This window comes from Azospirillum argentinense (genome assembly GCF_000632475.1).
GTDB classification, from domain to species: domain Bacteria; phylum Pseudomonadota; class Alphaproteobacteria; order Azospirillales; family Azospirillaceae; genus Azospirillum; species Azospirillum baldaniorum.
Window position 1 is genome coordinate 189,992 of sequence record NZ_CP007793.1, and the last position, 23,211, is coordinate 213,202.

At 69.5% G+C, this 23,211-nt stretch carries 24 protein-coding genes; 15 read left to right on the plus strand and 9 right to left on the minus strand.

Features of this window, described 5'->3' with window-relative positions; all coding sequences use genetic code 11:
* Positions 1-67 precede the first annotated feature (67 nt).
* The 5 genes from recQ to ABAZ39_RS00915 form a co-directional block, all read right to left on the minus strand.
* A complete protein-coding gene (gene recQ, locus ABAZ39_RS00895; protein ID WP_038525819.1) occupies positions 68-1,996 on the minus strand; it encodes a DNA helicase RecQ in 1,929 nt (642 codons plus the stop codon).
* A 208-nt stretch (positions 1,997-2,204) separates the two neighbouring features.
* A complete protein-coding gene (locus tag ABAZ39_RS00900; protein ID WP_051657726.1) occupies positions 2,205-2,648 on the minus strand; it encodes a (deoxy)nucleoside triphosphate pyrophosphohydrolase in 444 nt (147 codons plus the stop codon).
* On the minus strand, positions 2,648-3,166 hold the full coding sequence (locus tag ABAZ39_RS00905; RefSeq protein ID WP_051657727.1) for a GNAT family N-acetyltransferase: 519 nt from the start codon (positions 3,164-3,166) through the stop codon (positions 2,648-2,650). Before ABAZ39_RS00905 ends, ABAZ39_RS00900 begins: the two co-directional genes overlap by 1 nt.
* 16 nt (positions 3,167-3,182) lie before the next feature.
* Positions 3,183-4,421: a bifunctional glutamate N-acetyltransferase/amino-acid acetyltransferase ArgJ gene (gene argJ / locus ABAZ39_RS00910; RefSeq protein WP_038525821.1), complete on the minus strand. Its 1,239-nt coding sequence runs from the start codon at positions 4,419-4,421 to the stop codon at positions 3,183-3,185.
* A gap of 76 nt (positions 4,422-4,497) precedes the next feature.
* On the minus strand, positions 4,498-5,469 hold the full coding sequence (locus ABAZ39_RS00915) for a peptidylprolyl isomerase (RefSeq protein WP_038525823.1): 972 nt from the start codon (positions 5,467-5,469) through the stop codon (positions 4,498-4,500).
* A gap of 417 nt (positions 5,470-5,886) precedes the next feature.
* Between ABAZ39_RS00915 and secA the strand changes: the two genes are divergently transcribed.
* The 3 genes from secA (at position 5,887) to ABAZ39_RS00930 (ending at position 11,026) form a co-directional block, all read left to right on the plus strand.
* Positions 5,887-8,637, plus strand: a complete 2,751-nt coding sequence (gene secA, locus ABAZ39_RS00920) for a preprotein translocase subunit SecA (protein ID WP_038525825.1) — start codon at positions 5,887-5,889, stop codon at positions 8,635-8,637.
* A 135-nt stretch (positions 8,638-8,772) separates the two neighbouring features.
* The gene (mscL, locus tag ABAZ39_RS00925) at positions 8,773-9,219 is read left to right on the plus strand and encodes a large conductance mechanosensitive channel protein MscL (RefSeq protein ID WP_051657728.1); all 447 of its coding nucleotides are present in this window, start codon (positions 8,773-8,775) and stop codon (positions 9,217-9,219) included.
* A 253-nt stretch (positions 9,220-9,472) separates the two neighbouring features.
* Positions 9,473-11,026, plus strand: a complete 1,554-nt coding sequence (locus ABAZ39_RS00930) for a DEAD/DEAH box helicase (protein ID WP_247874881.1) — start codon at positions 9,473-9,475, stop codon at positions 11,024-11,026.
* An 88-nt stretch (positions 11,027-11,114) separates the two neighbouring features.
* On the opposite strand, the gene ABAZ39_RS00935 is transcribed toward ABAZ39_RS00930, so the two are convergent.
* Together ABAZ39_RS00935 and ABAZ39_RS00940 are read right to left on the minus strand one after the other, a co-directional pair.
* Entirely contained in the window at positions 11,115-12,122 is a 1,008-nt protein-coding gene (locus ABAZ39_RS00935) for a cobalamin biosynthesis protein CobD/CbiB (protein ID WP_051657729.1), read from the minus strand.
* 7 nt (positions 12,123-12,129) lie between these two features.
* A complete protein-coding gene (locus ABAZ39_RS00940) occupies positions 12,130-12,693 on the minus strand; it encodes an ankyrin repeat domain-containing protein (protein ID WP_038525827.1) in 564 nt (187 codons plus the stop codon).
* Positions 12,694-12,797: 104 nt separating this feature from the next.
* On the opposite strand from ABAZ39_RS00940, the gene ABAZ39_RS36460 reads away from it, so the two are divergent.
* The 3 genes from ABAZ39_RS36460 (at position 12,798) to ABAZ39_RS00950 (ending at position 14,505) form a co-directional block, all read left to right on the plus strand.
* On the plus strand, positions 12,798-12,944 hold the full coding sequence (locus tag ABAZ39_RS36460; RefSeq protein ID WP_014239193.1) for a hypothetical protein: 147 nt from the start codon (positions 12,798-12,800) through the stop codon (positions 12,942-12,944).
* Positions 12,945-13,027: 83 nt separating this feature from the next.
* Complete coding sequence (locus tag ABAZ39_RS00945) at positions 13,028-13,633, plus strand: hypothetical protein (protein WP_038525829.1); 606 nt, start codon at positions 13,028-13,030, stop codon at positions 13,631-13,633.
* Positions 13,634-13,737: 104 nt separating this feature from the next.
* Positions 13,738-14,505: a sulfite exporter TauE/SafE family protein gene (locus tag ABAZ39_RS00950; protein ID WP_038525830.1), complete on the plus strand. Its 768-nt coding sequence runs from the start codon at positions 13,738-13,740 to the stop codon at positions 14,503-14,505.
* 18 nt (positions 14,506-14,523) lie between these two features.
* Here ABAZ39_RS00950 and ABAZ39_RS00955 read toward each other — a convergent pair whose 3' ends face one another.
* Positions 14,524-15,420: a methyltransferase domain-containing protein gene (locus tag ABAZ39_RS00955; RefSeq protein ID WP_038525832.1), complete on the minus strand. Its 897-nt coding sequence runs from the start codon at positions 15,418-15,420 to the stop codon at positions 14,524-14,526.
* Positions 15,421-15,512: 92 nt separating this feature from the next.
* On the opposite strand from ABAZ39_RS00955, the gene ABAZ39_RS00960 reads away from it, so the two are divergent.
* The 4 genes from ABAZ39_RS00960 (at position 15,513) to ABAZ39_RS00975 (ending at position 17,723) form a co-directional block, all read left to right on the plus strand.
* Complete coding sequence (locus ABAZ39_RS00960; protein WP_035669536.1) at positions 15,513-15,779, plus strand: flagellar biosynthetic protein FliQ; 267 nt, start codon at positions 15,513-15,515, stop codon at positions 15,777-15,779.
* 14 nt (positions 15,780-15,793) lie between these two features.
* Positions 15,794-16,537 (plus strand): ComF family protein, encoded by a 744-nt coding sequence (locus tag ABAZ39_RS00965; protein ID WP_038525835.1) that lies wholly within the window; start codon positions 15,794-15,796, stop codon positions 16,535-16,537.
* A gap of 89 nt (positions 16,538-16,626) precedes the next feature.
* Positions 16,627-16,890, plus strand: coding sequence for a glutaredoxin 3 (gene grxC / locus ABAZ39_RS00970; RefSeq protein ID WP_014239199.1), 264 nt, complete (start codon positions 16,627-16,629; stop codon positions 16,888-16,890).
* Positions 16,887-17,723 (plus strand): carbon-nitrogen hydrolase family protein, encoded by an 837-nt coding sequence (locus ABAZ39_RS00975; protein ID WP_038525837.1) that lies wholly within the window; start codon positions 16,887-16,889, stop codon positions 17,721-17,723. Before grxC ends, ABAZ39_RS00975 begins: the two co-directional genes overlap by 4 nt.
* 7 nt (positions 17,724-17,730) lie before the next feature.
* Here the strand turns inward: ABAZ39_RS00975 and ABAZ39_RS00980 are convergent, their stop codons facing one another.
* On the minus strand, positions 17,731-18,339 hold the full coding sequence (locus tag ABAZ39_RS00980; RefSeq protein ID WP_038525839.1) for a class I SAM-dependent methyltransferase: 609 nt from the start codon (positions 18,337-18,339) through the stop codon (positions 17,731-17,733).
* Positions 18,340-18,471: 132 nt separating this feature from the next.
* Here ABAZ39_RS00980 and ABAZ39_RS37350 point away from each other — a divergent pair, with 132 nt between their 5' ends.
* The 5 genes from ABAZ39_RS37350 (at position 18,472) to ABAZ39_RS01005 (ending at position 23,170) form a co-directional block, all read left to right on the plus strand.
* The gene (locus tag ABAZ39_RS37350; protein WP_038525841.1) at positions 18,472-18,741 is read left to right on the plus strand and encodes a DUF1178 family protein; all 270 of its coding nucleotides are present in this window, start codon (positions 18,472-18,474) and stop codon (positions 18,739-18,741) included.
* Between the two features lie 44 nt (positions 18,742-18,785).
* Positions 18,786-18,995, plus strand: coding sequence for a DUF1178 family protein (locus ABAZ39_RS37355; protein WP_257722216.1), 210 nt, complete (start codon positions 18,786-18,788; stop codon positions 18,993-18,995).
* Positions 18,996-19,213: 218 nt separating this feature from the next.
* Positions 19,214-19,516, plus strand: coding sequence for a DUF485 domain-containing protein (locus tag ABAZ39_RS00995; protein WP_014239204.1), 303 nt, complete (start codon positions 19,214-19,216; stop codon positions 19,514-19,516).
* The gene (locus tag ABAZ39_RS01000) at positions 19,516-21,234 is read left to right on the plus strand and encodes a cation acetate symporter (RefSeq protein ID WP_038525843.1); all 1,719 of its coding nucleotides are present in this window, start codon (positions 19,516-19,518) and stop codon (positions 21,232-21,234) included. The genes ABAZ39_RS00995 and ABAZ39_RS01000 overlap by 1 nt, the downstream gene beginning before the upstream one ends.
* Positions 21,235-21,352: 118 nt before the next feature.
* Complete coding sequence (locus ABAZ39_RS01005) at positions 21,353-23,170, plus strand: putative nucleotidyltransferase substrate binding domain-containing protein (protein ID WP_038525845.1); 1,818 nt, start codon at positions 21,353-21,355, stop codon at positions 23,168-23,170.
* The last annotated feature ends 41 nt before the right edge of the window (positions 23,171-23,211 follow it).

Sequence of the window (23,211 nt, forward strand, 5' to 3'; positions counted from 1 at the left end):
GTCGTGGGCGCGGAAATTAACCGCGGGGGCGGACCGGCGCAAGCGCTTTTTTGGGAGATGGATAAAATTATCCTTTCTGGCGGATGACGTCCAAAAAGGGGTCGGCATAACGCTCCAGCTTGCGGGCACCGACGCCGGGCAGGCGAGCGAAGGCGGCGCGGTCCATCGGGCGCGTCGCGACCATCTCCAGCAGCGTGCTGTCGTGGAAGATCACATAGGGCGGCACGCCCTGCGCGCGGGCCAACTCGGTGCGGCAGTCCTTCAGCGCGTGCCACAGCGCGTCGTCGGCCGGCGACAGGGCGCCGCGCGCGCCGGCCCGCGACACGCCCTCGCCGGACAGGCCGCCGGAAGGAGTAGAGCCGCCGCGGGAGACGTGGCGGCGCAGCGCGTCGTGGACGCCGCGGCGCTTCTCCACCACCGGGTCCTTGCGCAGCTTGACCGTCTGCTGGCCCTTGATCACCGGGATGCCGGCGTCGGTCAGGCGGAAGCCGCCATAACCCTCCAGATCGACCGTCAGATAGCCGGCGGCGACGAGCTGGCGGTAGACCGACTGCCATTCCGCCTTGGACAGTTCCTTGCCGCAGCCGAAGGTCTTCAGCGCGTCGTGGGCCTGCTGCGCCACCTTCTCCGTGGCGTTGCCCAGCAGCACGTCGATCAGGTGCCCGGCGCCGTAGCGCTGGCCGGTGCGGTAGACCGCCGACAGGGCCTTCTGCGCGGCGACGGTGCCGTCCCAGGTCTCCACCGGCTCCAGGCAGGTGTCGCAGTTGCCGCAGGGCGCCTCCAGCGTCTCACCGAAATAGTTCAGCAGCACCTTGCGGCGGCAGGCCGAGGTCTCGCAGAAGCCGAGCAGCGCCTCCAGCTTGGAGCGCTCGACGCGGCGGTGGGAATCGCCGGCCTCCGACTGCTCCAGCATCTGGCGCAAGCCCACCACGTCGGCCATGCCGTAGCTCATCCAGGCGTCGGCGGGCAGGCCGTCGCGCCCGGCGCGGCCGGTCTCCTGATAATAGGCTTCCAGGCTCTTGGGCGGGTCGAGGTGGCAGACGAAGCGCACGTTCGGCTTGTCGATGCCCATGCCGAAGGCCACCGTCGCCACCATGACGATGCCCTCGCCCTTGATGAACAGGTCCTGGTTCGCCTCGCGCACTTCCGACGGCAGCCCGGCGTGGTAGGGAAGCGCCTCCCGCCCCTGCTGGTTCAGCCAGTTGGCCGTGTCCTCCACCTTCGCCCGCGACATGCAATAGATGATGCCGGCGTCCTCGGGGTGGTTCTCCCGCAGGAACGCCAGCATCTGCTGGCGCTCGCTCTTCTTCGGGACGACGCGGTAGGTGATGTTGGGCCGGTCGAAGCTGGACAGGAAGACGCGGGCCTCGGTCAGCCCCAGCTTCTCCTTGATCTCGGCGCGGGTCTGCGCGTCCGCCGTGGCGGTCAGCGCGACGCGCGGCACGGTCGGGTGCCGCTCGTGCAGGATGGAGAGCTGGAGATACTCGGGCCGGAAATCATGGCCCCACTGGCTGACGCAATGCGCCTCGTCCAGCGCGAAGAGGGCGAGCTTGGTGCGGTCCAGCAGGTCGAGGAAGCGCGGGGTGACCAGCCGCTCCGGCGCCACGTAGACGAGGTCGATCTCGCCGCGGACCATGGCCCGCTCCACCTCGCGCGCCTCGCCGGCGTCGAGGGAGGAGTTGAGGAAGGCCGCCCGCACGCCCAGCTCGCGCAGCGCCGTCACCTGGTCTCGCATCAGCGCGATCAGCGGCGAGACGACCACCGTCACGCCGTCGCGCACCAGCGCCGGCACCTGATAACACAGCGACTTGCCGCCGCCCGTGGGCATGAGGACGAGCGCGTCGCCGCCACGGATGACGTGGGCTATGATGTCGGCCTGCTGCCCACGGAAGGCGGAGTAGCCGAAGACCGACCGCAGCACCTCCAGGGCGGGGTTGCCGTCAGGGTCCTGGGCCGGCTCCGCCGGGGGGGCCTTGAGATTGAAAAGCGAGTCCACGCCGATGCGGTTCAGATGCGGGTCCGTCTCTGGACGATTCAGAATCTGGTGGTCGGGTCAAAATCCGGTGGCCGGGATGCGATCCCGAACGCGACGGCTATGATGTGGCACAGATCACCCGATTCGTGAAGCCGCAATCCGGAAGAGGTGTGGGGACAAGGGTGGCGCATCGCGCGATGCGGGAAAAACCGTGGCGTTCTTCGGCCGGCTACAGCAGGTCGCGCAGCATCGCCACCAGCGGCACGTCGGCGGGGGGCATGGGGTAGTCGCCCATGCGGTTCGGGTAGACCCAAACGAGCTTTTGCCCCTCCCGCGCCATCACGTCGCCTTCCCAGACGCGGCAGACGAACAGCGGCATCAGCAGGTGGAATTTTTCGTAGCTGTGCGAGGCGAAGGTGAAGGGGGCAAGGCAGCTCGCCGCCGTGTCGATGCCCAACTCCTCCTTCAGTTCGCGGACCAGCGCGGCCTCCGGCGTCTCGCCCGCATCGACCTTGCCGCCGGGGAACTCCCACAGCCCGGCCAACGACTTGCCAGGCGGGCGCTGGGCCAGCAGGACGCGGCCGTCGGCGTCCACCAGGGCGACCGCGACGACCAGCAGGGTTGGCAGGGAACCGGGGGCCGGAGTGGAGGAGGGATCGAAGCAAGCCGGCATCACGCGGTCTCCTGGGTGAGGAACCGCCAGCGTCCGGCGGTCAATTCATAATGGTCGGCAGCATCGAGCGGTGTGAAGCCGACCGTCTCCAGCACGCGGCGGGAGCGGTGGTTGTCCGGCGCGATCCGCGCCCACAGGCGGGGCAGGCCCAGTGCGAAGGCGGCGGGGATGACGGCCCGCAGCATCTCCGTGCCATAGCCGATACCCTGGTGCGGCCGGCCGAGCCAATAGCCGACCTCGCCGTCCGCCAGGATCACGCCGATGCCGCCGACCGGCTGGTTATCGTCCTTACGGACCGCCAGCAGGTCGAGCGCCGCGCGCTCCGCCCGGTTGCGGGCAGCCAGGGCGACCCAGGCGCGCCCGTCCTCCGGGCCGTAGGGATGGGGCACGCGGGCGAGCCAGCGCGCCACCTCCTGGTCCCCGATCAGCGGCGCGAAACGCTCCACATCCTCCAGGCGGAAGGGGCGGAGCGTCAGTCGCGCCGTGTCGAGGCGGTCGGGCAGAGGCGCGCCGGTCATGGTCTCCGCTTCGATCTCAGCTCCGGTAGGAGCCGTTGATGTCGATGTAGCCGTGGGTCAGGTCGCAGGTCCAGACGCGGGACGTGCCAGTGCCGATGCCCAGGTCGATGTGCACGTCGATCTCCTGGCCCTTCATGTGGGCGGCGACCGGCGCCTCGTCGTAACCCGGAACCTCCATGCCCTCGGCGCAGATCAGCGTGCCGCCGATGGTGATCTTGATGAGGTCGCGGTCGGCCCGCTCGCCGGCCCGCCCGATGGCGGCGACGATGCGGCCCCAGTTGGCGTCCTCGCCGGCCAGCGCGGTCTTGACCAGCGGGGAGTTGGCGACGGTGAGCGCGATGCGCTTGGCGGCAGCGTCGCTCTCGGCGCCGACCAGCGTGATGGAGACGAACTTGGTCGCCCCCTCGCCGTCGCGCACGATTTGCAGCGCGAGGTCGAGCATCACCTCCTCCAGCGCCTTGCGGAACGCGGCCAGCTCCGGCGCGTTGGCGTCGGTCACCGGGGCGTTGCCGGCCTTGCCGGTGGCGAACAGCAGCAGCGTGTCGCTGGTCGAGGTGTCGCCGTCCACCGTGATGGCATTGAAGCTGCGCTCGGTGAACTCCGACAGCATGGACTGCAGCGCCGGGGCGGCAATGGCCGCGTCGGTGAAGAGGAAGCCCAGCATGGTCGCCATGTCCGGGGCGATCATGCCGGAACCCTTGGCGAAGCCGCTGATCGTCACCGTCGTCCCGCCGATGGCGACCTGACGGGTCGAGCCCTTGGCGAAGGTGTCGGTGGTCATGATGGCCCGCGCACCGGCCTCCAGCGCCGCCGAGTCGTCCTTCAGCGCCGGGACCATGCCCGGCAGGACCTTGGCGATGGCGTCGGCGGCCAGCGGGATGCCGATCACGCCGGTGGAGGCGACGTAGACCTCGTCGGTGGCGCAGCCGGCGATCCTGGCGGCGGCCTCGACGGTCGCCTGGACGGTGGCGTCGCCCGCCTTGCCGGTGAAGGCGTTGGCGTTGCCGGCGTTGACCACGACCGCACGGGCCGAGCCGCGGGGCAGGCTGTCGCGGCACCAGATCACCGGGGCGGAGCAGGTCAGCGACTTGGTCAGCACGCCGGCCACCGTCGTGCCCGCGTCGAGCACGGCCAGCATGAGGTCGTCACGGCCCTTGTATCGGATGCCGCTGTTGGCGGTGGCGATGCGCACGCCCGCGACGGGCGGGAGCGTCGGGAAGCCGGCGGGTGCCAAGGGGGAGACGGTCGTGGCCATGGGGACGGGCTCGTGGGGCTGGTGGAGCGGGGGTGGGGGGTGTTGATGTGCGGGCGCTTGCAACCGCTGCCGGACCTTAGTTCTTCTTCGGCTCTTCGGCCTTCGGGGCGCTCTGGGCCGGTGCGTCCGCGGCCGGGGCCGGCTCTTCCTTCGGCATCGGCGAGCCGTCGAGCTGGAAGGTCTCGACCTTGGCGACCTTGCGCAGGTCGTCGACGACGTTGGTCACGATGTCCTTGCTGAGCTGCTGCTCGAGCTGCGGCTTCACCTCGTCCAGGGACGGCTGCGGCTGGGTGCGCTTGTCCTCGACCTTGATGATGTGCCAGCCGAACTGCGTCTTCACCGGCTCCTTGCTCACCTCGCCCTTCTTCATGGCGAAGGCGGCGTCGGCGAAGGGCTCGACCATCGTGTCCTTGGTGAAGTAGCCGAGATCGCCGCCCTGCTCGGCAGCCACCGGGTCCTTCGACTTCTCCTTGGCCAGCTTGGCGAAGTCGCCGCCCTTCTTGAGCTGGGCGATGATCGCCTTGGCCTCATCCTCCTTCTCGACGAGGATGTGGCTGGCCTTGACCTCTTCCTGGGCCGGGTTCTGCTTCAGGAAGGCCTGATAGGCCTCGTCCAGCTTGGCCGGGGTGATGCGCGACTGCACTTCCTTCTGGATGTAGGCGCGCTGCACCGCGCGCTCCTCGGCGCGCTTGATCTCGTCCTTGACCTCCGGCGAGCCGGCGAGGTTGGCCTTGTAGCCGGCCTCGGCCACCAGCTTGGAGTTCACGAGCTGCTCGATCACCGCCGGGTAGATCATCTCCAGCGGCATCTGCTGCACCTGCGGCGGAAGCTGGGCGACCATGCGCTGGACGTCGGAGCGGTGGACCGCCTCGCCGTTGACGCGCGCCACCACCGGATCGGCGTCCGCCGGGGCGGGAGCGGCCTGCGCGGCGGGGGCGGGCGTGGCCGCGGGGGCCGGAGTCGGCGCCGGAGTCTGGGCGTGTGCGGCCAGCGCGAGGCCGCAGGCGGCCATCGACAGCAGGGCGGCGCGGAACACTCGATTCACCATGGAGTCTTTTCCTTCCGGCGGATGTGTCTTGTCACGGTCAATGGCATGACAGAACGTCTTATGATTGGCGGCGGCCGTTGATTTGGTGGCGGCTGTGCGGACGATCCGGCCCCGCGCCCGAATCCGCGGGGGATTAAGCATGGGTTCGCGGCGCGGGGCAAGCGGTCGTGATGAGCGGCCATGCCGCCTTCCTTCGGCCCCTTGCTTCGACCGTGTTCAAGGCGATATGGCGGCGGAACGGTGGTGCTTCCAGGGCGCGCCACACGCCGATCCCCGCCCCGTGCAGCGTCGGCACCCCCGCGACGACCCCTCAAAGGGCCGGGCAAAGGGGCGGGTCTCGTTGACAGAAACTTGCTTCGGGCCTATGTGAGACCGGTCAAAAAGCCGGCTTCACGACGTTCCACCCCCGAGGTTTTCATGTTCGGTGCTCTCGCCCGCAAGATTTTCGGCACCGCCAACACGCGCACCGTCAAGGCGCTGCAAAAATCCGTCCAGCAGATCAACGCGCTGGAGCCCGAGTTGGCGGCGCTCTCCGACGACGCGCTGCGCGCCCGCACCGATTGGCTGCGCGGCCGGCTGTCGCAGGGCGAGACGCTCGACGCCATCCTGCCCGACGCCTTCGCCACCGTGCGCGAGGCGGGCAAGCGCGTGCTGGGGCAGCGGCATTACGACGTGCAGCTGATGGGCGGCATGGTCCTGCACCAGGGCAAGATCACCGAGATGCGCACCGGCGAAGGCAAGACGCTGGTCGCCACGCTGGCCGTCTATCTGAACGCGCTGGAGGGCAAGGGCGTCCACGTCGTCACCGTGAACGACTATCTGGCCTCGCGCGACAGCGCCTGGATGGGCCGCATCTACGGCTTCCTCGGCCTGACCACCGGCTGCATCGTGCACGGGCTGGACGACGAGGAGCGCCGCGCCGCCTACGCCGCCGACATCACCTACGGCACGAACAACGAATTCGGCTTCGACTATCTGCGCGACAACATGAAGTTCCGGCTGGAGGACATGGTCCAGCGGCCCTTCAACTTCGCCATCGTCGACGAGGTCGACTCGATCCTGATCGACGAGGCGCGCACCCCGCTGATCATCTCCGGCCCGTCGACCGATTCGTCGGAGATGTACGTGCAGGTGGATCGGCTGATCCCGCAGCTGACGCGGGACGACTACGAGTTGGACGAGAAGAACCGCACGGTCAGTCTGTCCGAGGCCGGGCAGGAGCATATGGAACAGCTTCTGTCCGAGGCCGGGCTGCTGAAGGCGGGCGGGCTGTACGACATCCAGAACGTGGCGCTGGTCCACCACTCCCAGCAGGCGCTGCGCGCCTACACGCTGTTCCAGCGCGATAAGGACTACATCGTCAAGGACGACAAGGTCATCATCATCGACGAGTTCACCGGCCGCATGATGGAGGGCCGCCGCTATTCGGAAGGCCTGCACCAGGCGCTGGAGGCCAAGGAGAAGGTGACGATCCAGCGCGAGAACCAGACGCTCGCCTCCATCACCTTCCAGAACTACTTCCGCATCTACCCGAAGCTGGCCGGCATGACCGGCACGGCGATGACCGAAGCGGCGGAGTTCGCGGAGATCTACGGCCTCGAGGTCGTGGACATGCCGACCAACGTGCCGGTCCAGCGCAAGGACATGGACGACGAGGTCTACCGCAAGGCGTCGGAGAAGTACGACGCGATCATCGACCTGATCGAGGACGCCCGCAAGCGCCAGCAGCCGGTGCTGGTCGGCACCACCTCCATCGAGAAGTCGGAGCTGATCGCCGAGCTGCTGAAGAAGCGCGGCATCCCGCACAATGTGCTGAACGCCCGCCACCACGAGCAGGAAGCCTACATCGTCGCGCAGGCGGGCCGTCCGGGCGCCGTCACGGTCGCCACCAACATGGCCGGCCGCGGCACCGACATCCAGCTCGGCGGCAACGTCGAGATGCGCATCCAGATGGAGTTGGCCAACCTGCCGGAGGGGCCGGAGCGCGAGGCCAAGGTCAAGCAGATCGAGGCCGAGGTGGCCGAGGCGCGCGAGCTGGTCAAGCAGGCCGGCGGCCTCTACGTCGTCGGCACGGAGCGGCACGAGAGCCGCCGCATCGACAACCAGCTGCGCGGCCGTTCGGGTCGCCAGGGCGATCCGGGTGCGTCGAAGTTCTTCCTGTCGCTGGACGACGACCTGATGCGCATCTTCGGGTCGGAGCGCATGGACGGCATGCTGCAGCGCCTGGGCCTGAAGGAGGGGGAGGCGATCATCCACCCCTGGATCAACAAGGCGCTGGAGAAGGCCCAGACCAAGGTCGAGGCCCACCATTTCGAGGTCCGCAAGAACCTGCTCAAGTTCGACAACGTCATGAACGACCAGCGCAAGGTCGTCTATGAGCAGCGTCGCGAGATCATGGACACCGAGGACATCGCCGAGACCGTCCTGGAGATGCGCCATCAGGTCATTTCCAACATGGTCAACAAGGCGATCCCGCCGAACTCCTACTCCGAGGCCTGGGACATCGCCGGCCTGCACGAGGAGGTGAACCGCCTCCTGGGCATGGACCTGCCGGTGGCCGACTGGGCCAAGGAGGAGGGCATCGCCGAGCCGGAGATCGAGGAACGCGTCCGCGAGGCCGCCGACCGCAAGTATGCGGAGAAGGTGGAGACCTACGGCGCCGACACGATGCGCCATGTGGAGAAGAGCCTGCTGCTGCAGATCCTCGACCAGGAATGGAAGGATCACCTGCTCCAGCTCGACCATCTCCGCCAGGGCATCTCCTTGCGCGCTTACGCCCAGAAGGACCCGCTGAACGAGTACAAGCGCGAAGCCTTCGAGCTGTTCGAGACCATGCTGTCGACCCTGCGCGAGCAGGTGACCGCCGTGCTGATGCATGTCGAGATCCGCATTGCCCCGCAGCCGGAGGAGCTGTACGCCCGTCCGCCGCAGGAGATGCACGAGGGCCGCGACGATCCGGCGCTGGCGATGGCCGAAGCGGGAGCCGGGGCCGCTCAGGGCTACCCGCCGGCCGACGCGCCGCTGCCCGCCGGCATGGTCCGCCGCGAGGCCACCGCCTCGGTGGTGCCGGGGGCCGACCCCAATGCCTGGGCGAACACGCCGCGCAACGCGCCGTGCCCCTGCGGCTCGGGCCAGAAGTACAAGCACTGCCACGGCAAGGTCGGCTAAGCGCCGCCGCGAAGAACGCCGCCGGGGATGTTTCGGAAAGGGCCGGGCCGCAGGGTCTGGCCCCTTTCCTTTTGCGGCCCTGGAAACTTCGGCTGGGCTGTGGCGTTCTTCCGGTCAACAAGCGGGAGCGCAGCCATGTTGCAGGAGTTCAAGACCTTCATCAGCCGCGGCAACGTCGTTGAACTGGCCGTCGGCATCATCATCGGCGCGGCCTTCACCGGCATCGTCAACTCGCTGGTCAAGGACATGCTGATGCCGCCCATCGGCTGGGTCATGGGCGGGATCGACTTCTCCAACTACTTCCTGAACCTGTCCGGCGGCCATTACGAGAGCCTGTCCGCGGCGGCGGCGGCGGGGGCGGCGACCATCAACTACGGCCGCTTCATCAACGCCCTGATCAACTTCTTCATCGTGGCGGGGGCGCTGTTCCTCATCGTGCGGCAGGTCAACCGCCTGCATTTCCTCCAGGATTCCAAGCCGAAGGCACCGCCCCGCCAGGAGGTTCTGCTGGAGGAGATCCGCGATGCGCTGCGCGCACGGCAGGCACCCGCCCCGGGGGACACGACGCGACCGGGGGCGTGAAAGAATCTTCTTGGATTGTGCAGCGCAACCCATTATGTAAGGCGTCTTGATCGCTGGAGGCTCGCGCGTCTCTTGAGCGAGACGCGCTTTGATATTGCGGGACGGCCTTCCTTGGGACCCGGTCGCCCGTTGCTTCGGACAGACGCCTCTCCCTCTTCCGACCTCCTCCCGGCGAAAACGCCGGCGTTCCACCGCTCACCATCCTGGTGCGGCGGCCGTGCGCCGTCTTGGTCCTGAGGAAAGGTTACCCTACTTGTCGTCCATCGAAATCACCGCCGCCGACGCCCTCGTTGTTGAGACCGCCGTCGCCGAGACTTCTGTCGTCGAGACTGCCGTCACCGAGGTTGCCGTCGCCGACGAAACCGTGACCGACACCACTGAAACCGTTACCGCCAACGCTTTCGCCGGGCTGGGCGTTCACCCGCTCGTCGTGAAGGCGCTTGAGGCGTTCGAGTACAACACCCCGACCCCGGTCCAGGCCGAGGCGATCCCGCCGGCCCTGGAAGGCCGCGACATCCTGGCGACCGCCGAGACGGGCACCGGCAAGACCGCCGCCTTCATGCTGCCGGCGCTGACCCGCACCGTCGAGCTGCCGCGCCTCGGCGTGGCCGCCCCGCGCGTGCTGGTTCTGGCCCCGACCCGCGAGCTGGCCAAGCAGGTCACCGACGCCGCCCGCAAGTACGCCAAGTTCATGAAGTACAACATCGTGGACGTGGTCGGCGGCATGCCCTACCGCGACCAGCTGCGCCTGCTGTCGCGCGCGGTGGACGTGATGGTGGCCACGCCGGGCCGTCTGCTCGACCATGTGTCGCGCAACCGCATCGACCTCAGCGCCGTCGAGGTGCTGATCCTGGACGAGGCGGACCGCATGCTCGACATGGGCTTCCTGGACGATGTGGAAACCATCGCCAAGTGCTGCCCGGACAACCGCCAGACGCTGCTGTTCACCGCCACGCTGGACCGCCGCATGGCCCAGCTCGCCGGCAACCTGCTGCGCAACCCGGTGCGCGTCGCCGTGGAAAGCGCCACCACCTCGGTGAACGTCGAGCAGCGCCTGCACCATGCCGACGACATGGACCATAAGCGCCGCCTGCTGAAGCACTTCGCGGACCTGCCCGAGGTCGGCAAGGCGATCATCTTCGCCGCCACCAAGCGCGACGCCGATGCGCTGGCCGAGGAGCTGAGCGACGCCGGCCACGCCGCCGCCGCCCTGCACGGCGACATGGACCAGTTCAAGCGCAACCGCACGCTCCAGCGCCTGCGCACCGGCCAGGTCCGCCTGCTGGTGGCGACCGACGTGGCGGCGCGCGGCATCGACGTGCGCGACATCACCCACGTCATCAACTTCGACCTGCCGCGCTCGGCGGAGGACTATGTCCACCGCATCGGCCGCACGGGCCGTGCGGGCGCCTCGGGCGTGGCGATCTCCTTCGCCGCCCGCGCCGACCGCGACGCCCTGTTCCGGATCGAGCGCTACACCGGCACCCGCCTCGACATCCACGTCGTTCCGGGCCTGGAGCCGCAGCGTCCGTTCCAGACCGGCGGCGGCGGCCGTCCGGCGGGCCGTTCGGGTGGCCGTCCGGGTGGCGGCAACGGCGGCGGCTACAACAAGAAGCCGTGGGTGCGCAACGCCAACGGCGGCGCCGAGGGCGGCAAGCCGAACGGCGCCCCGGGTGGCCGTCCGCAGGGTCGTCCGATGAACCGCAACGAGCATGGCCGCAGCGACCATGCCCGCAACGAGCACGGCGGTCACGCCCGCCGCGACTCCCAGGGCGGCAAGCCGGCGCACCGGGCGTCCAAGTGGTAACAGCGGTTCGCCGCTGACATGAAAAAGGCGCGGTCCCTCGGGGCCGCGCCTTTTTTCTTGGGATGACCGTGGCGACGGGGGCAGGGCTTTACAACCCCGCGATCCCCCACAGCAGCAGCGCCACCAGCAGCGCCAGGATCAACCCGGCCACGGCGTAGACCGCCAGCGCCCGCCCGATGTCGGCGGCGGTGGCCCGGGCGCGGCCCTCGCCGATCCAGGGTTCGGTGATGACCACGCCGCCGTCGCGGTGCGGCCCGCCCAGCGCCAGACCCAGCGCGCCGGCCATGGCGGCGGTCGGCCAGCCCATGTTGAGGGAAGCCGCCTTGCCGCCGTCCCGCATCATCGTGCGGAAGGCGCCGCCGGCCTTCGCTCCGGCAAAGGGTGCGGCCAGCGCCAGGAGAACCGCCGCCAGCCGCGCCGGGATGGCGTTCAGCGCGTCGTCCAGCCGCGCCGCGGTCTGGCCGAACCGCTCGTGCCGCACGCCGGCGTGGCCCAGCGCGGTGTCGGCGCCGTCCACCACCGCCCAGACCAGCAGGCCGGGCACGCCGAGCAGGGCGTAGCCGAAGACCGGGGCCACCAGCTTGCGGGCGAAGCCCTTGGCGGCGGCCTCGATGGCGGCGCGGGCGATGCCGTGCTCGTCCAGGCTGAAGGCGTGGCGGCGGGTGAGGGGGGCGACGGCGTCCCGCGCCGGGGCGACGCCGCCCTTGTCCAGGGCACGGCGCACCGCACGCACCCGCGCCCAGGCGCTCCGCCCGCGCAGGGTGGCGAGGATCACCGCCAGTTCCAGCAGCCAACCGCGGCTCTGCGCGCCGATCCGCTCGACGATCAGGCCAATGGCGACGGCGGCCAGCACGAGCGCCAGCACGACCAACGCGCCGCGCAGCAGGCGGGCGGTCTTGCCGCGCTCCACCCGGTTCAGCCGCCGGTCGGCCCAGGCGCAGACGCGTTGCGCCAGCGCCGCCGGGTCGGGCAGGACGCGCCCGATCCAGTCGCCCGCGGCGGCGTCGATGGCCAGGGCCAGCAGCAGCAAGAACAGCGGCCCCGGACCGTTCAGGGGGGCGGCGCCGAGGACGGAGGTGAGCAGGGCGTCGCCCATCGCGGCCTCAGCGCGCGCCGGCCTGACGCAGCAGGTTCGCCACGCGGGCGTTGCGGCTGTCCTGCGCCCAGCTCAGCGTCGTGCGGCCGGTGAAGTCGGAGCGGTCGGCCTGCGCCCCGGCCTTCAGCAGCCGCTCCACCAGATCGACGCGGCCGAAGCGCGCCGCGGTCATCAGCGGGGTGACGCCCTGGCGGTTGTCCTGGTCGACCTTGGCGCCTTTGGCCAGCAGGAGGTCCACCGCCTCCGGCGTGTCGGCCTCCACCGCGTAGTGCAGCGGGGTGTTGCCGGACTTGTCGGCGCGGTTGGGGTTCGCCCCGCCGTCCAGCAGCAGACGCACCAGCTCGGGATGGCCGTTGCCGATGGCCACCAGCAGGACGGGGCGCCCGTTGGAATCGACCTGATTCGGGTTCTCCCCCTTCAGCAGCAGCAGCCGCAGCGCGCTGACGTCGTTGGACGCCACCGCCTTGACCATGGAGGGACCTTCCAGGAGGTTGATCTGGGCCAGGGCCGGCGTGGCGACGGGGGCAGTCAGGCCGAGGGCCAGCAGGCTGAGCATCAGCAACCGTTTCATGGCGCGTCCTTTTGTGCGATCCGTGTGTGATCCGTCTTTCGGCCGGGGATACTATCCAGTTTGGCCCGGTTTGGCGACGGCGACCCGCTGCAATGGAGCCGCCCATGGTCCGCAACCCGCTCGCCCGCCACATCGCCCTGTTCCTGGCGGTGAAGGCCGCGCTGATCGCGCTGGGCCTGTGGTGGTTCCTCGGGACCATGCCGGAGCCGCGCGGCGTGGTGACTCCGCCCGCCGCCGCGGCAAAGCCCTGACGCCGCCTGGTGTCACGGCGGGAACCTCCGCTCCGCGCCCATGGTTGAAGCTCAACCGGGAAGCGCAACAGGGGAAGACCGCCATGACCTTCGAGAACGATGTGAACGCGAACCGCTCCGCCGGCCATCTGCGCGGCGCCGTGCGCGAGGCCGTGGGCATCTTCGCCAGCCGCGACGCCCTGCAGAAAACCGTCGACGAGCTGACCCTGGCCGGCTTCCAGCGCCATGAGCTGAGCGTGCTCGCCAACGACCAGACCATCCGCGACCATCTCGGCCATGTGCCGGAGCGGGCGGAGGACATCGCCCATGATCCCGACGCGCCGCGCCAGTCCTACGTCTCGCCGGAGGATGTCGGCAGCGTGAAGGGCGTGGCGGTCGGGTTCCCGGCCTATGTCGGGGCGATCCTGGCGACCGGCGCCGTCCTGGCGACCGGCGGCACGGCCCTGGCCGCGGCGGCCGCGGCGGCGGCGGCGGGCGTGGGCGGCGGCGCCATGGGCTCGGTCATGTCGAACTGGCTGACCGACAAGCGCAACGAGCCGATGCTCCAGCACCTCGACAAGGGCGGCATCCTGCTGTGGGTCAATCTGGCCGACGCCGGGCGTGAGCAGCAGGCGCTGGAGATCATGAACCGCCACGCCGCGCAGCCAGTGGAGGTGCACGAGGTGGCGCAGTCCGGTTCCGAGACCTGATCCCGAAGACCGACCCGGCGCGGGCTGGAGCGCGTTGACTCAGGTCATGGCCTTCGCGGCGGGCTTCCCCTATACACGGGCGGTCTTCCAACCGGAGGTCCGCCTTGGACGCCCACTCGGCCCTGACGCTTCTCGAAGCCGGCCTCAACCAGTGCGCCGTCGTCATCGACCGCGACGGCGGGCTGCTGGTCGCGCTGCTGACCGCAGGGCTGGTCGGGGGATCGACCCATTGCGCGGGCATGTGCGGCCCCTTCGTGCTGGCCCAGGTCACCGCCCGGCTGGAGCAGGTCCCGGCCTCGCGGATGAGCGAGTTCCACCGGCTGGCCGGGGCGGCAGTGCTGCCCTACCATCTGGGGCGCGGCACCACCTACACGCTGATCGGCGCAGCGGCGGCGGCGGTCGCCGGCCATGTCGGGGCGCTGCCCGGGCTGAAATGGCTGTCGGTGGCGCTGCTGGCCTTCGCGGCGCTGTTCTTCCTCGGTTACGCGGTGAAGGGGCTGACCGCCTGGGTGCCCAAGCTCGACGGCGCGGTGCAGCGCTGGTGGGGCGACCGGGTGTCCCGGCTGGCCCGCCCCCTGTTCGGCAACCCCACGGGCTGGCGCGGCTACGGGCTGGGACTGGCGCTGGGCTTCATCCCTTGCGGCCTTCTCTATGGCGCCGTGGCGGTGGCCGCGGCCAGCGGCAGCGCGCTGACCGGGGCGCTGGGCATGGCGGCCTTCGCGCTGGGCACGCTGCCGAGCCTGCTGGCGGTCGGCCTCGCCGGGCATCTGGCGGGGCGCACGTGGCGCTCCGCGGTGGCGCGGGCGGCGCCGGTCATCATGGTGGTGAACGCCGGAGTGCTCGGCTGGATGGCGATCCGGATGATCGGGTGAACGCCTTCCCGCTCCGGATTACCGGAGCTTTTCCGCCGATCCCTTCAACGCCTCGCCCAGCGGGACCTCGCCGCAGCCGGGCTTGAGCGGCTGTTGCTGGCTTTCGTGCGGCGACCAGCCGGCCAGATAGAGGATCTGGAAGGTCGCCTCGATGCGCCCGTCCGGCTCGGCGTAGCGCTCGGCGTAGCGGCGGGCGGCGTCGAACAGCAGGGCGCGGGTGGCCGGCACCTTGCGGCGGGCCAGCACGGCGTTGGTCTCGCCCATGCCGCGCAGGTCGCGCATCAGGCGGAAGGCGTCGCTGTAGGTGACGGTGATGACGTCGCTGTCCACCACCGGCAGGGCGAATCCGGCGCGCTGCATCAGCCCGCCGACGTCGCGGATCTCGGCGAAGGGCGACACGCGGGGCGACACGCCGCCGGCCACCTCCATCTCCGCCTCGTACAGGCAGCGGCGCAGTTCCAGCAGCGTTTCCCCGCCCAGCATGGCCGCGCAGAAGAAGCCGTCGGGCTTCAGCGCCTGCCGCACCTGGACCAGCGCGCCGGGCAGGTCGTTGACCCAGTGGAGGCTGAGGTTGCTGACCACGAGGTCGAAGGTCTCCGGCACGAAGGGCAGAAGCTCCTCGTCGGCGGCGACGGCCAGCGGACCGGCCCGCCGGGCGAAGCCGGGGGAGAGGTCGCAGGCGACCAGCGTCTCGACGCCCTTGCGCCCGCGCAGCGTCCGCCCCATCACCCCGTCGTGGGCGCCGAGGTCGAGGACGGTGGGAAAGGGCCGGGCCACATCCTCCAGCCGGTCGACGAGGCGTTCGGCGACCTCCTCGAACAGGAAGGCGTGTTCGGCGAAGGCGGGGACGGCGCGGTCGCGGCGGCGGCGGACGAGCGCGCGGTCGAAGACGGTCATGCTGTCGGGCGTGGTCATGCCCGCAATATAGCCCAGCCCCGGCGGGCTACAACCATCGGCGAAAGGGCGCCATCGTGCTATGGTCGGCCGCGAACCTGCGGGAGCTTGCCATGGGCATCGAGGAAGCCATCGGCGCCACCTACGAGGCGCTGATCGTCATCATCAAGATCACCACCCCGGTCCTCGTCGTCACCACGGTGCTCGGCATGCTGCTGACCATCTTCCAGCAGGCGACCAACATCAACGAATCGACGCTGCAGCAGGATCTGAAGATCTTCGCCACGCTGGCGATCCTGTTCATCACCGGGCCGGCGATCTACATCGCGCTGCGCGACTACACCTTCGTGATCTTCGACCGCATCGCCGGCCTGAATTGAGGGGGCGCGCCGCCATGGCCCTTCCGCAGCGGCTAGCGACCAGGGTTCTCGGGGGAATTCTCGACACGCTGCTGCCGCCGCGCTGCCTGTGCTGCGGCGGGGCGGTGGACCGGCAGGGCGGGCTGTGCGCGCCGTGCTGGAGCGGCCTGACCTTCATCGCGCCGCCCGCTTGCGCCTGTTGCGGCACGCCCTTCGACTTCGCGCTGGAGGGGGAGCCGCTGTGCGGCGCCTGCATCGCCGAACCGCCGCTCTTTGCCCGCGCCCGCGCCGTCCTGGCCTACGACGACGGCAGCCGCCCGCTGGTCCTCGGCTTCAAGCACGGCGACCGCATCCACGCCGCCAGCGCCTACGGCGCCTGGATGGCCCGCGCCGGGGCGGAGCTGCTGGCCGACGCCGACCTGCTGGCCCCGGTGCCGTTGCACCGCCTTCGGCTGTTCCGGCGCCGCTACAACCAGGCGGCCCTGCTCGCCCAGGCGGCGGGCCGGCAGGCCGGGCGCCCGGTGATTCCCGACCTGCTGGTCCGCCGCCGGTCTACCCCGTCGCAGGGCGGGCTCGACCGCTCGGGGCGGCGGCGGAACGTGAAGGGGGCCTTCGCGGTCCGGCCGGGGCTGGAGCCGCGGGTGGCGGGAAAGCGGATCGTCCTGGTCGACGACGTGCTGACCACCGGGGCGACCCTGTCGGAATGCGCGCGGGTTCTGCTGCGCGCCGGGGCGGAGCGGGTGGACGCGTTGACCCTGGCGCGCGTCGTCAAGACGTGAACCGTGAACGTGAGCCATGAAAACGTAACGGGTGACGCCGTGCGGCGGTTGATCTTATAACCGTTCAAAACAGCCAAGGAGCCCTCCGCATGGCCGACGTCGTCATCTACACCACGCCCTTCTGCCCCTATTGCTCGCGCGCCAAGCGTCTGCTCGACAGCAAGGGGGTGGCGTACGAGGAGATCGACCTCTACATGCAGCCGGGCCGCCGCGAGGAGATGGTGCAGCGGGCCGAGGGGCGCATGACCGTCCCGCAGGTCTTCATCGACGGCAAGCCCTACGGCGGCTCCGACGACATCCACGCGCTGGACCGCGCCGGCAAGCTCGACCCGATCCTGGGAATCGGGGGATGAGCGGCGTCCTGAAGGCCGCCTGCGTCCAGGTCAACGCGGGCACGGAGATCCTTCCGAACCTTCAGGCGGCGGGCGATCTGGTCCGCCGGGCGCGCGACGCCGGGGCGGACTTCATCGCTTTGCCCGAGAATGTCAGCATGATCGTCCAGGGCCGCGCCAAGGTGCTCGAGCGGGTGAGGACGGCCGACGAGCATCCGGCGATCCCCTTCTTCGCCGATCTGGCGCGGGAGACCGGGGCCTGGCTGCTCGCCGGGACGCTGGGCGTCCTGCTCGACGACGGGCGGGTGGCCAACCGCAGCTACCTGTTCGACGCCGAGGGGCGGGCCGTCGCCCACTACGACAAGCTCCACATGTTCGACGTGGACCTGAAGGGCGGGGAGAGCTATCGCGAATCCGCGACCTTCCGGCCCGGCGACCGCGCGGTGCTGGCCGCCACGCCCTGGGGCGGGGTGGGGATGACCGTCTGCTACGACCTGCGCTTCGCCTATCTCTACCGGGCGCTGGCCCAGGCCGGGGCGGCGATCCTGACGGTGCCGGCGGCCTTCACCGTGCCGACCGGGCGGGCGCACTGGCACACGCTGCTGCGCGCCCGCGCCATCGAGACGGGCTGCTTCCTGCTGGCCCCCGCCCAGACCGGCAGCCACGACCAGGGGCGGCTGACCTACGGCCATTCCCTGATCGTCGCGCCTTGGGGCGAGGTGCTGGCCGACGCCGAGGAGGCGGTGGGCTTTGTCCTGGCCGAGCTGGACATGGCCCGCGTCGAGGAGGCCCGCCGCATGGTGCCGGCCCTCACTCACGACCGGACCTTCACGCTCGACCGGGTCGGCTTCTGAGCGGCCGTCAGGCGGGCAGGGGCCGGGGTTCCGGGTCGCCGTCCAGGTCGTGTCCGGCCTCCAGGTCCTTGACCGCGCACAGCCGCTGCATCACCGCCGCCTTGGGCGAGGCGACCTCGCCATGCTCGTAGGCGACGACCTGGAGACGCCCGCGCGCCACCTCCAGAAGCTCGCCGCTGCGCAGCAGGAAGGCGGGGGAGGCGGGGCGGCCGAAGCGGGCGTTGCCCAGGGCGAAGGTCTCATAAAGGAGAAGGCCGCCCGGCTCCAGCGCGTCGAGGATGGCGGGGAACAGCGGGCGGTGCAGGTAGTTGGTCACCACGATCGCGGCGAAGCGGCGGTCGCGCAGCAGCGGCACGGGCGCTCCGCTCTCCAGATCGCCCTCCACCAGTTCCACCCCCGCCGTCCCGGACAGGTCGGCCACCCCGCGCAGGTCGCGGTCCAGCCCGACCACCGGGTGGTTGCGCGCCTGGAACAGCCGCAGGTGCCGTCCCGACCCGCAGGCGAGGTCGAGGACCGTGCCGCCCGTGGGCACCAGCGGCGCGAAACGCGCGACCCAGGGGGAGGGCGGACTGATCGCGGCGTGCGGCGACCCGGAGGTGGACGGCGGTGTGGACAAGGGACGGACGCTCCCGCTCTTCTCATGACGTGTGTTTGACCGCGACGCCGCCGTCGTGCTGAACTGGCAAGCGGTCACCGACCGTATATCATGACCATCCGGTCTTCTCATCCTGGAGCATCCGACGGGGACATGATCCTCTTCGTTCTGAAATGCACGGCCGACCACCGGTTCGAAGCCTGGTTCCGCAACGGCGACGCCTACGAGACGCAGGCCGCCGCCAAGGCCATCGCCTGCCCGGTCTGCGGCGACACGCACATCACCAAGGCCCCCATGGCCCCGCGCATCGCCAAGGGGGGGCGCGCCAAGGACGACGCGGCCCGGGAGGGCGGCGCGCCGGAGGCCGCGCCCGCGGCGGGCGGCGGCGCGGTACGAGTGGTGTGGTCGGCGTCTCGCCCTTGAGAGACGCCGACCACACCACGGACTAGCGTTTCGCGGCGGAAGTCATGCGTCATTTGACGGAAGTTCGCCGCACGGTTGAAACGAATTGCGATTACGTCGGGGACCGCTTCGCCGAGGAGGCGCGGCGCATCCATTACGGCGAAACCGATCCGCGCGGAATCTATGGCGAGGCCACCGACAAGGAAGCGGAGGAGTTGAAGGAGGAAGGTGTGACTTTTGGTCGCATACCTTGGCTTCCGCGCACCAATTCTTAAGCCCACGCTTCACAATATTTCGTGCACCCCTTGCCCTTTCGCTGCCATGGGTTAGTGAACGATCCCCCGGAACAACGGCCGCGGGCTGCGTCAAGGCGCTTTTTAGCGGTTGGCCTGCATCAAAGTTGTTGACGGGATAGTTCGTTACAAAGACCATATGGTCCGAGTGTCTAATATGACCTTGCAAAAATCGCTCGGCACTCGCGAGGGGACGCACTATGAAAGAAAACGCTCAGAGGATTCTCGCGAATCCCAAGTTTCAGGAGCTGGTGCAGAAGCGTAGCGCATTCGCGTGGACGCTTTCGATCGCCATGCTCGTCATCTACTTCGGCTTCATCCTGCTGGTCGCCTTCGGCAAGGGGTTCCTGGGTACCCCGATCGGCAGCGGCGTGACCACCTGGGGTATCCCCGTCGGCCTCTTCACCATCATCTCGGCCTTCATCCTGACCGGCATCTACGTGCATCGGGCGAACGGCGAGTTCGATGAGCTGAACCGGCAGATCATGGAGGAGTCGAAGTGATGCGTTCGCTGGTCAATCGTGTGGGCGTCGCGGCCGTCGCGGCCGGCGCGCTCATCCCCGCGTCGGTGCACGCGGCGGCGGTCGAAGGTGCGGTCCAGAAGCAGGCGACGAATTTTTCGGCGATCGTCATGTTCCTGGTCTTCGTGCTGGCCACGCTCGGCATCACCTACTGGGCGGCGCGCCGCACGAAGTCGGCGAAGGACTTCTACGCTGCGGGCGGCGGCATCACCGGCTTCCAGAACGGCCTCGCCATCGCCGGCGACTACATGTCGGCGGCCTCCTTCCTCGGCATCGCCGGCCTCGTCTACACCTCCGGCTTCGACGGCCTGATCTTCTCGGTGGGCTGGCTGGTCGGCTGGCCGATCATCCTGTTCCTGGTCGCTGAGCGCCTGCGCAACCTCGGCAAGTACACCTTCGCCGACGTCGCCTCCTACCGCTTCCAGCAGACCCCGATGCGCACCATGGCCGCCTGCGGCTCGCTCGCCACGGTGACCTTCTACCTGATCGCCCAGATGGTCGGCGCCGGCAAGCTGATCCAGCTGCTGTTCGGCATGGACTACCTGTGGGCGGTGGTGATCGTCGGCGTCCTGATGATCGCCTACGTGACCTTCGGCGGCATGCTCGCCACCACCTGGGTGCAGATCATCAAGGCGGTGCTGCTGCTGTCGGGCGCCTCCTTCATGGCCTTCGCGGTGCTCGCCAAGTTCGGCTTCAGCCCGGAGGCGATGTTCTCCACGGCCGTGCAGGTCCACCCGAAGGCGACCGGCATCATGGCGCCGGGCGCCCTCATCACCGACCCGGTCTCGGCAATCTCGCTGGGCATGGCGCTGATGTTCGGCACCGCCGGCCTGCCGCACATCCTGATGCGCTTCTTCACGGTGTCGGACGCCAAGGAGGCCCGCAAGTCGGTGTTCTACGCGACCGGCTTCATCGGCTACTTCTACATCCTGACCTTCATCATCGGCTTCGGCGCCATCGTGCTGCTGCTGGCCCCGGACGCCACCGGCGCCTATCCGTTCCTCGACGCGGCCAAGCTGGCGGCGGCGGGCGGCAAGCCCAACCCGTCGATGATCATCGGCGGCTCCAACATGGCGGCCATCCACACCGCGCACGCGGTGGGCGGCGACCTGTTCTTCGGCTTCATCTCGGCCGTGGCCTTCGCCACGATCCTCGCAGTGGTCGCGGGCCTGACGCTGGCCGGCGCTTCGGCCGTGTCGCACGACCTGTACGCCTCGGTGATCGCCAAGGGCCGTGCGTCGGAGCATGACGAGATCCGCGTGTCGAAGATCACCACCGTGGTCATCGGCATCGTCTCGATCTTCCTCGGCATCGCCTTCGAGAACCAGAACGTCGCCTTCATGGTCGGCCTCGCCTTCGTGATCGCGGCCTCGGCGAACTTCCCGGTTCTGCTGATGTCGATGTTCTGGAGCCGGATGACCACCCGCGGCGCCGTTCTCGGCGGCTGGATCGGGCTGGTCTCGTCGGTCAGCCTGCTGATCATGGGCCCGACCGTGTGGAAGTCGGTGCTGGGCAACCCGGCCGCCCTCTTCCCGTACGACAACCCGGGCGTCTTCACCATCCCGCTGTCGTTCCTGGCGATCTGGTTCTTCTCGATCACCGACAACAGCAAGGCGGCGCAGGACGAGCGCGAGGCCTACAAGGCCCAGTACATCCGGTCGCAGACCGGCCTGGGTGCTGAAGGGGCTTCCGCTCACTAATGCGAATGGTCGCACCCGCCTTCCGCAGATGAAGGGGCTGGTGTAATCTTCAAGGCGCCTCAAGACCGCGGTCTTGGGGCGCCTTTTTTATTCACCCCACCGGTTCGTGGAGCGGCTTTTGTCCGACGCCTTCGATTTTTCCGTTCCGCCCTTCGACCGTCTGACGCCGGAGCAGCGGCAGCGGCTCGCCGCCGCGCTCGACCTCGGCGTCTATGCGCGGGACGGGGTGATCCTGAGCCGGGACGAGCCGGCGGATTGCCTGTTCGTGGTGCGGCAGGGGCTGGTCCACGAACGCCGGGGCGGCGAGGTGGTGGCGGTGTACGGCGCCCACGACAGCTTCGACCTTCAGGCGCTGTTCTCCGATGGGCAGGCGCGCAGCTTCGTCGCGGCGGAGGACACGCTGTGCGATCTGGTGCCCCGTCCGATCCTTCTCGAACTGGCGCACGAGAACGCCGCCTTCGGCGCGGTGATCCAGCAGGAGTTTGCCGACCGGCTGAGCGCGCTGGCCAACGAGCGGTCCAACCGCGAAACCGCCGCGCTGACGATGGCGCGCATCCGGGAGGCCTATCTCCGCCCACCGGTCTTCGTCGAGGCCGGGGCGTCCCTGCGCGACGCGGCGGCGGCGATGAAGAGGGACCAGGCGAGCAGTGTCCTGGTCCGCGACGGCGATCCCAAAAAGGGTGGCCGCGTCGGCATTCTGACCGGCACCGACCTGCGCGACCTCGTGGTGCTGGAGGGGCGGCCGGTGGACAGCCCGGTGGGGCCGCTCGCCCGCTACGAGCTGCTGGCGCTGGATCGCGACGACCTGCTGTTCAACGCGCTGATCCTGATGACCAAGCATTCGGTGCGCCGTCTGGTCATCACCGAGCAGGGGGCGGTCGTCGGCCTGCTGGAGCAGACCGACCTGCTGGCCGTCCTGTCCAATCATTCCCAGGTCGTCGCGCTGAAGGTCGACCGCGCCGCCACGCCGGAGGATTTGGGCCGGGCCAGCCAGGACATCGTCGGGTTGATCCGCACGCTGCACGGTACCGGCGTCAAGGTGTCCTTCATCGCCGACCTCGTGACCGAGCTGAACCGCAAGATCTTCCGCCGCCTGTTCGAACTGCTGGCGCCGCCGGACCTGCTGGCCAACTCCTGCCTGATCGTGATGGGCAGCGAGGGGCGCGGCGAGCAGCTTCTGAAGACCGACCAGGACAATGGGCTGATCCTGCGCGACGGCTACGACTGCCCGTCGCTGTCGCAGGTGACCGGCGCCTTCACCCGCCATCTGGTCGAGTTCGGCTACCCGCCCTGTCCGGGACGCATCATGGTGTCCAACCCGGACTGGACGCGCCCGCTGGCGCTCTACAAGGATTCCCTCTTCCACTGGATCCACCGGCCCGACGAGGCGGCGCAGATGAACCTCGCCATCTTCTACGACGCGGCGGCGGTGGCCGGGGACGCCGCCCTGCTGGCCGAGGCGAAGGGCTATCTGCTCGGCCGGCTTCAGGACAACCAGATGTTCTTCACCGCCTTCGCCCGCCCGGCGCTCGCCTTCGACACGCCGTCGGGTCTGTTCGGCGGGCTGTTCGAGCGGCGCCGCAGCGAGGCGGTGGACATCAAGAAGGCCGGCATCTTCCCCATCGTCCACGGAGTCCGCGCGCTGGCGCTGGAAAAGCACATGGCGGAGACCAACACGACCGAACGCATCTGGGCGCTCGCCGACCAGGGCGTTCTCGATCGCGGCATGGCGGGCGAACTGGCCGACGCCTTCACCTTCCTGTCGACGCTGCGGCTGAAGGCCGGGCTGGACGGCAGCGTGTCCGGCACCCAGACCGACAACCTCGTCCGCACGGAGTCCCTGGGCAAGCTCGACCGCGACCAGTTCAAGGACTGCCTGGCGCTGGTGAAGAAGTTCAAGGAACTGCTCGCCTACCACTTCCACCTGAACCACTGACCCTGAACCACTGACCCGCCGGGCGCGCGGGGAGAGGAGGC

Bases quoted from the DNA above. Each gene is read 5' to 3' on its own strand.
- grxC (WP_014239199.1), top strand. From the start codon at position 16,627: ATGGCCGACGTCGTCATCTACACCACGCCCTTCTGCCCCTATTGCTCG.
- ABAZ39_RS00935 (WP_051657729.1), bottom strand. From the start codon at position 12,122: ATGGGCGACGCCCTGCTCACCTCCGTCCTCGGCGCCGCCCCCCTGAAC.
- ABAZ39_RS00960 (WP_035669536.1), top strand. From the start codon at position 15,513: ATGGGCATCGAGGAAGCCATCGGCGCCACCTACGAGGCGCTGATCGTC.
- ABAZ39_RS01000 (WP_038525843.1), top strand. From the start codon at position 19,516: ATGCGTTCGCTGGTCAATCGTGTGGGCGTCGCGGCCGTCGCGGCCGGC.
- ABAZ39_RS36460 (WP_014239193.1), top strand. From the start codon at position 12,798: ATGGTCCGCAACCCGCTCGCCCGCCACATCGCCCTGTTCCTGGCGGTG.
- ABAZ39_RS00955 (WP_038525832.1), bottom strand. From the start codon at position 15,420: ATGACCACGCCCGACAGCATGACCGTCTTCGACCGCGCGCTCGTCCGC.
- ABAZ39_RS37355 (WP_257722216.1), top strand. From the start codon at position 18,786: ATGCGTCATTTGACGGAAGTTCGCCGCACGGTTGAAACGAATTGCGAT.
- ABAZ39_RS00915 (WP_038525823.1), bottom strand. From the start codon at position 5,469: ATGGTGAATCGAGTGTTCCGCGCCGCCCTGCTGTCGATGGCCGCCTGC.
- ABAZ39_RS00945 (WP_038525829.1), top strand. From the start codon at position 13,028: ATGACCTTCGAGAACGATGTGAACGCGAACCGCTCCGCCGGCCATCTG.
- ABAZ39_RS00975 (WP_038525837.1), top strand. From the start codon at position 16,887: ATGAGCGGCGTCCTGAAGGCCGCCTGCGTCCAGGTCAACGCGGGCACG.
- ABAZ39_RS37350 (WP_038525841.1), top strand. From the start codon at position 18,472: ATGATCCTCTTCGTTCTGAAATGCACGGCCGACCACCGGTTCGAAGCC.
- ABAZ39_RS00900 (WP_051657726.1), bottom strand. From the start codon at position 2,648: ATGCCGGCTTGCTTCGATCCCTCCTCCACTCCGGCCCCCGGTTCCCTG.
- secA (WP_038525825.1), top strand. From the start codon at position 5,887: ATGTTCGGTGCTCTCGCCCGCAAGATTTTCGGCACCGCCAACACGCGC.
- argJ (WP_038525821.1), bottom strand. From the start codon at position 4,421: ATGGCCACGACCGTCTCCCCCTTGGCACCCGCCGGCTTCCCGACGCTC.
- mscL (WP_051657728.1), top strand. From the start codon at position 8,773: ATGTTGCAGGAGTTCAAGACCTTCATCAGCCGCGGCAACGTCGTTGAA.
- ABAZ39_RS00965 (WP_038525835.1), top strand. From the start codon at position 15,794: ATGGCCCTTCCGCAGCGGCTAGCGACCAGGGTTCTCGGGGGAATTCTC.
- ABAZ39_RS00940 (WP_038525827.1), bottom strand. From the start codon at position 12,693: ATGAAACGGTTGCTGATGCTCAGCCTGCTGGCCCTCGGCCTGACTGCC.
- ABAZ39_RS00905 (WP_051657727.1), bottom strand. From the start codon at position 3,166: ATGACCGGCGCGCCTCTGCCCGACCGCCTCGACACGGCGCGACTGACG.
- ABAZ39_RS00995 (WP_014239204.1), top strand. From the start codon at position 19,214: ATGAAAGAAAACGCTCAGAGGATTCTCGCGAATCCCAAGTTTCAGGAG.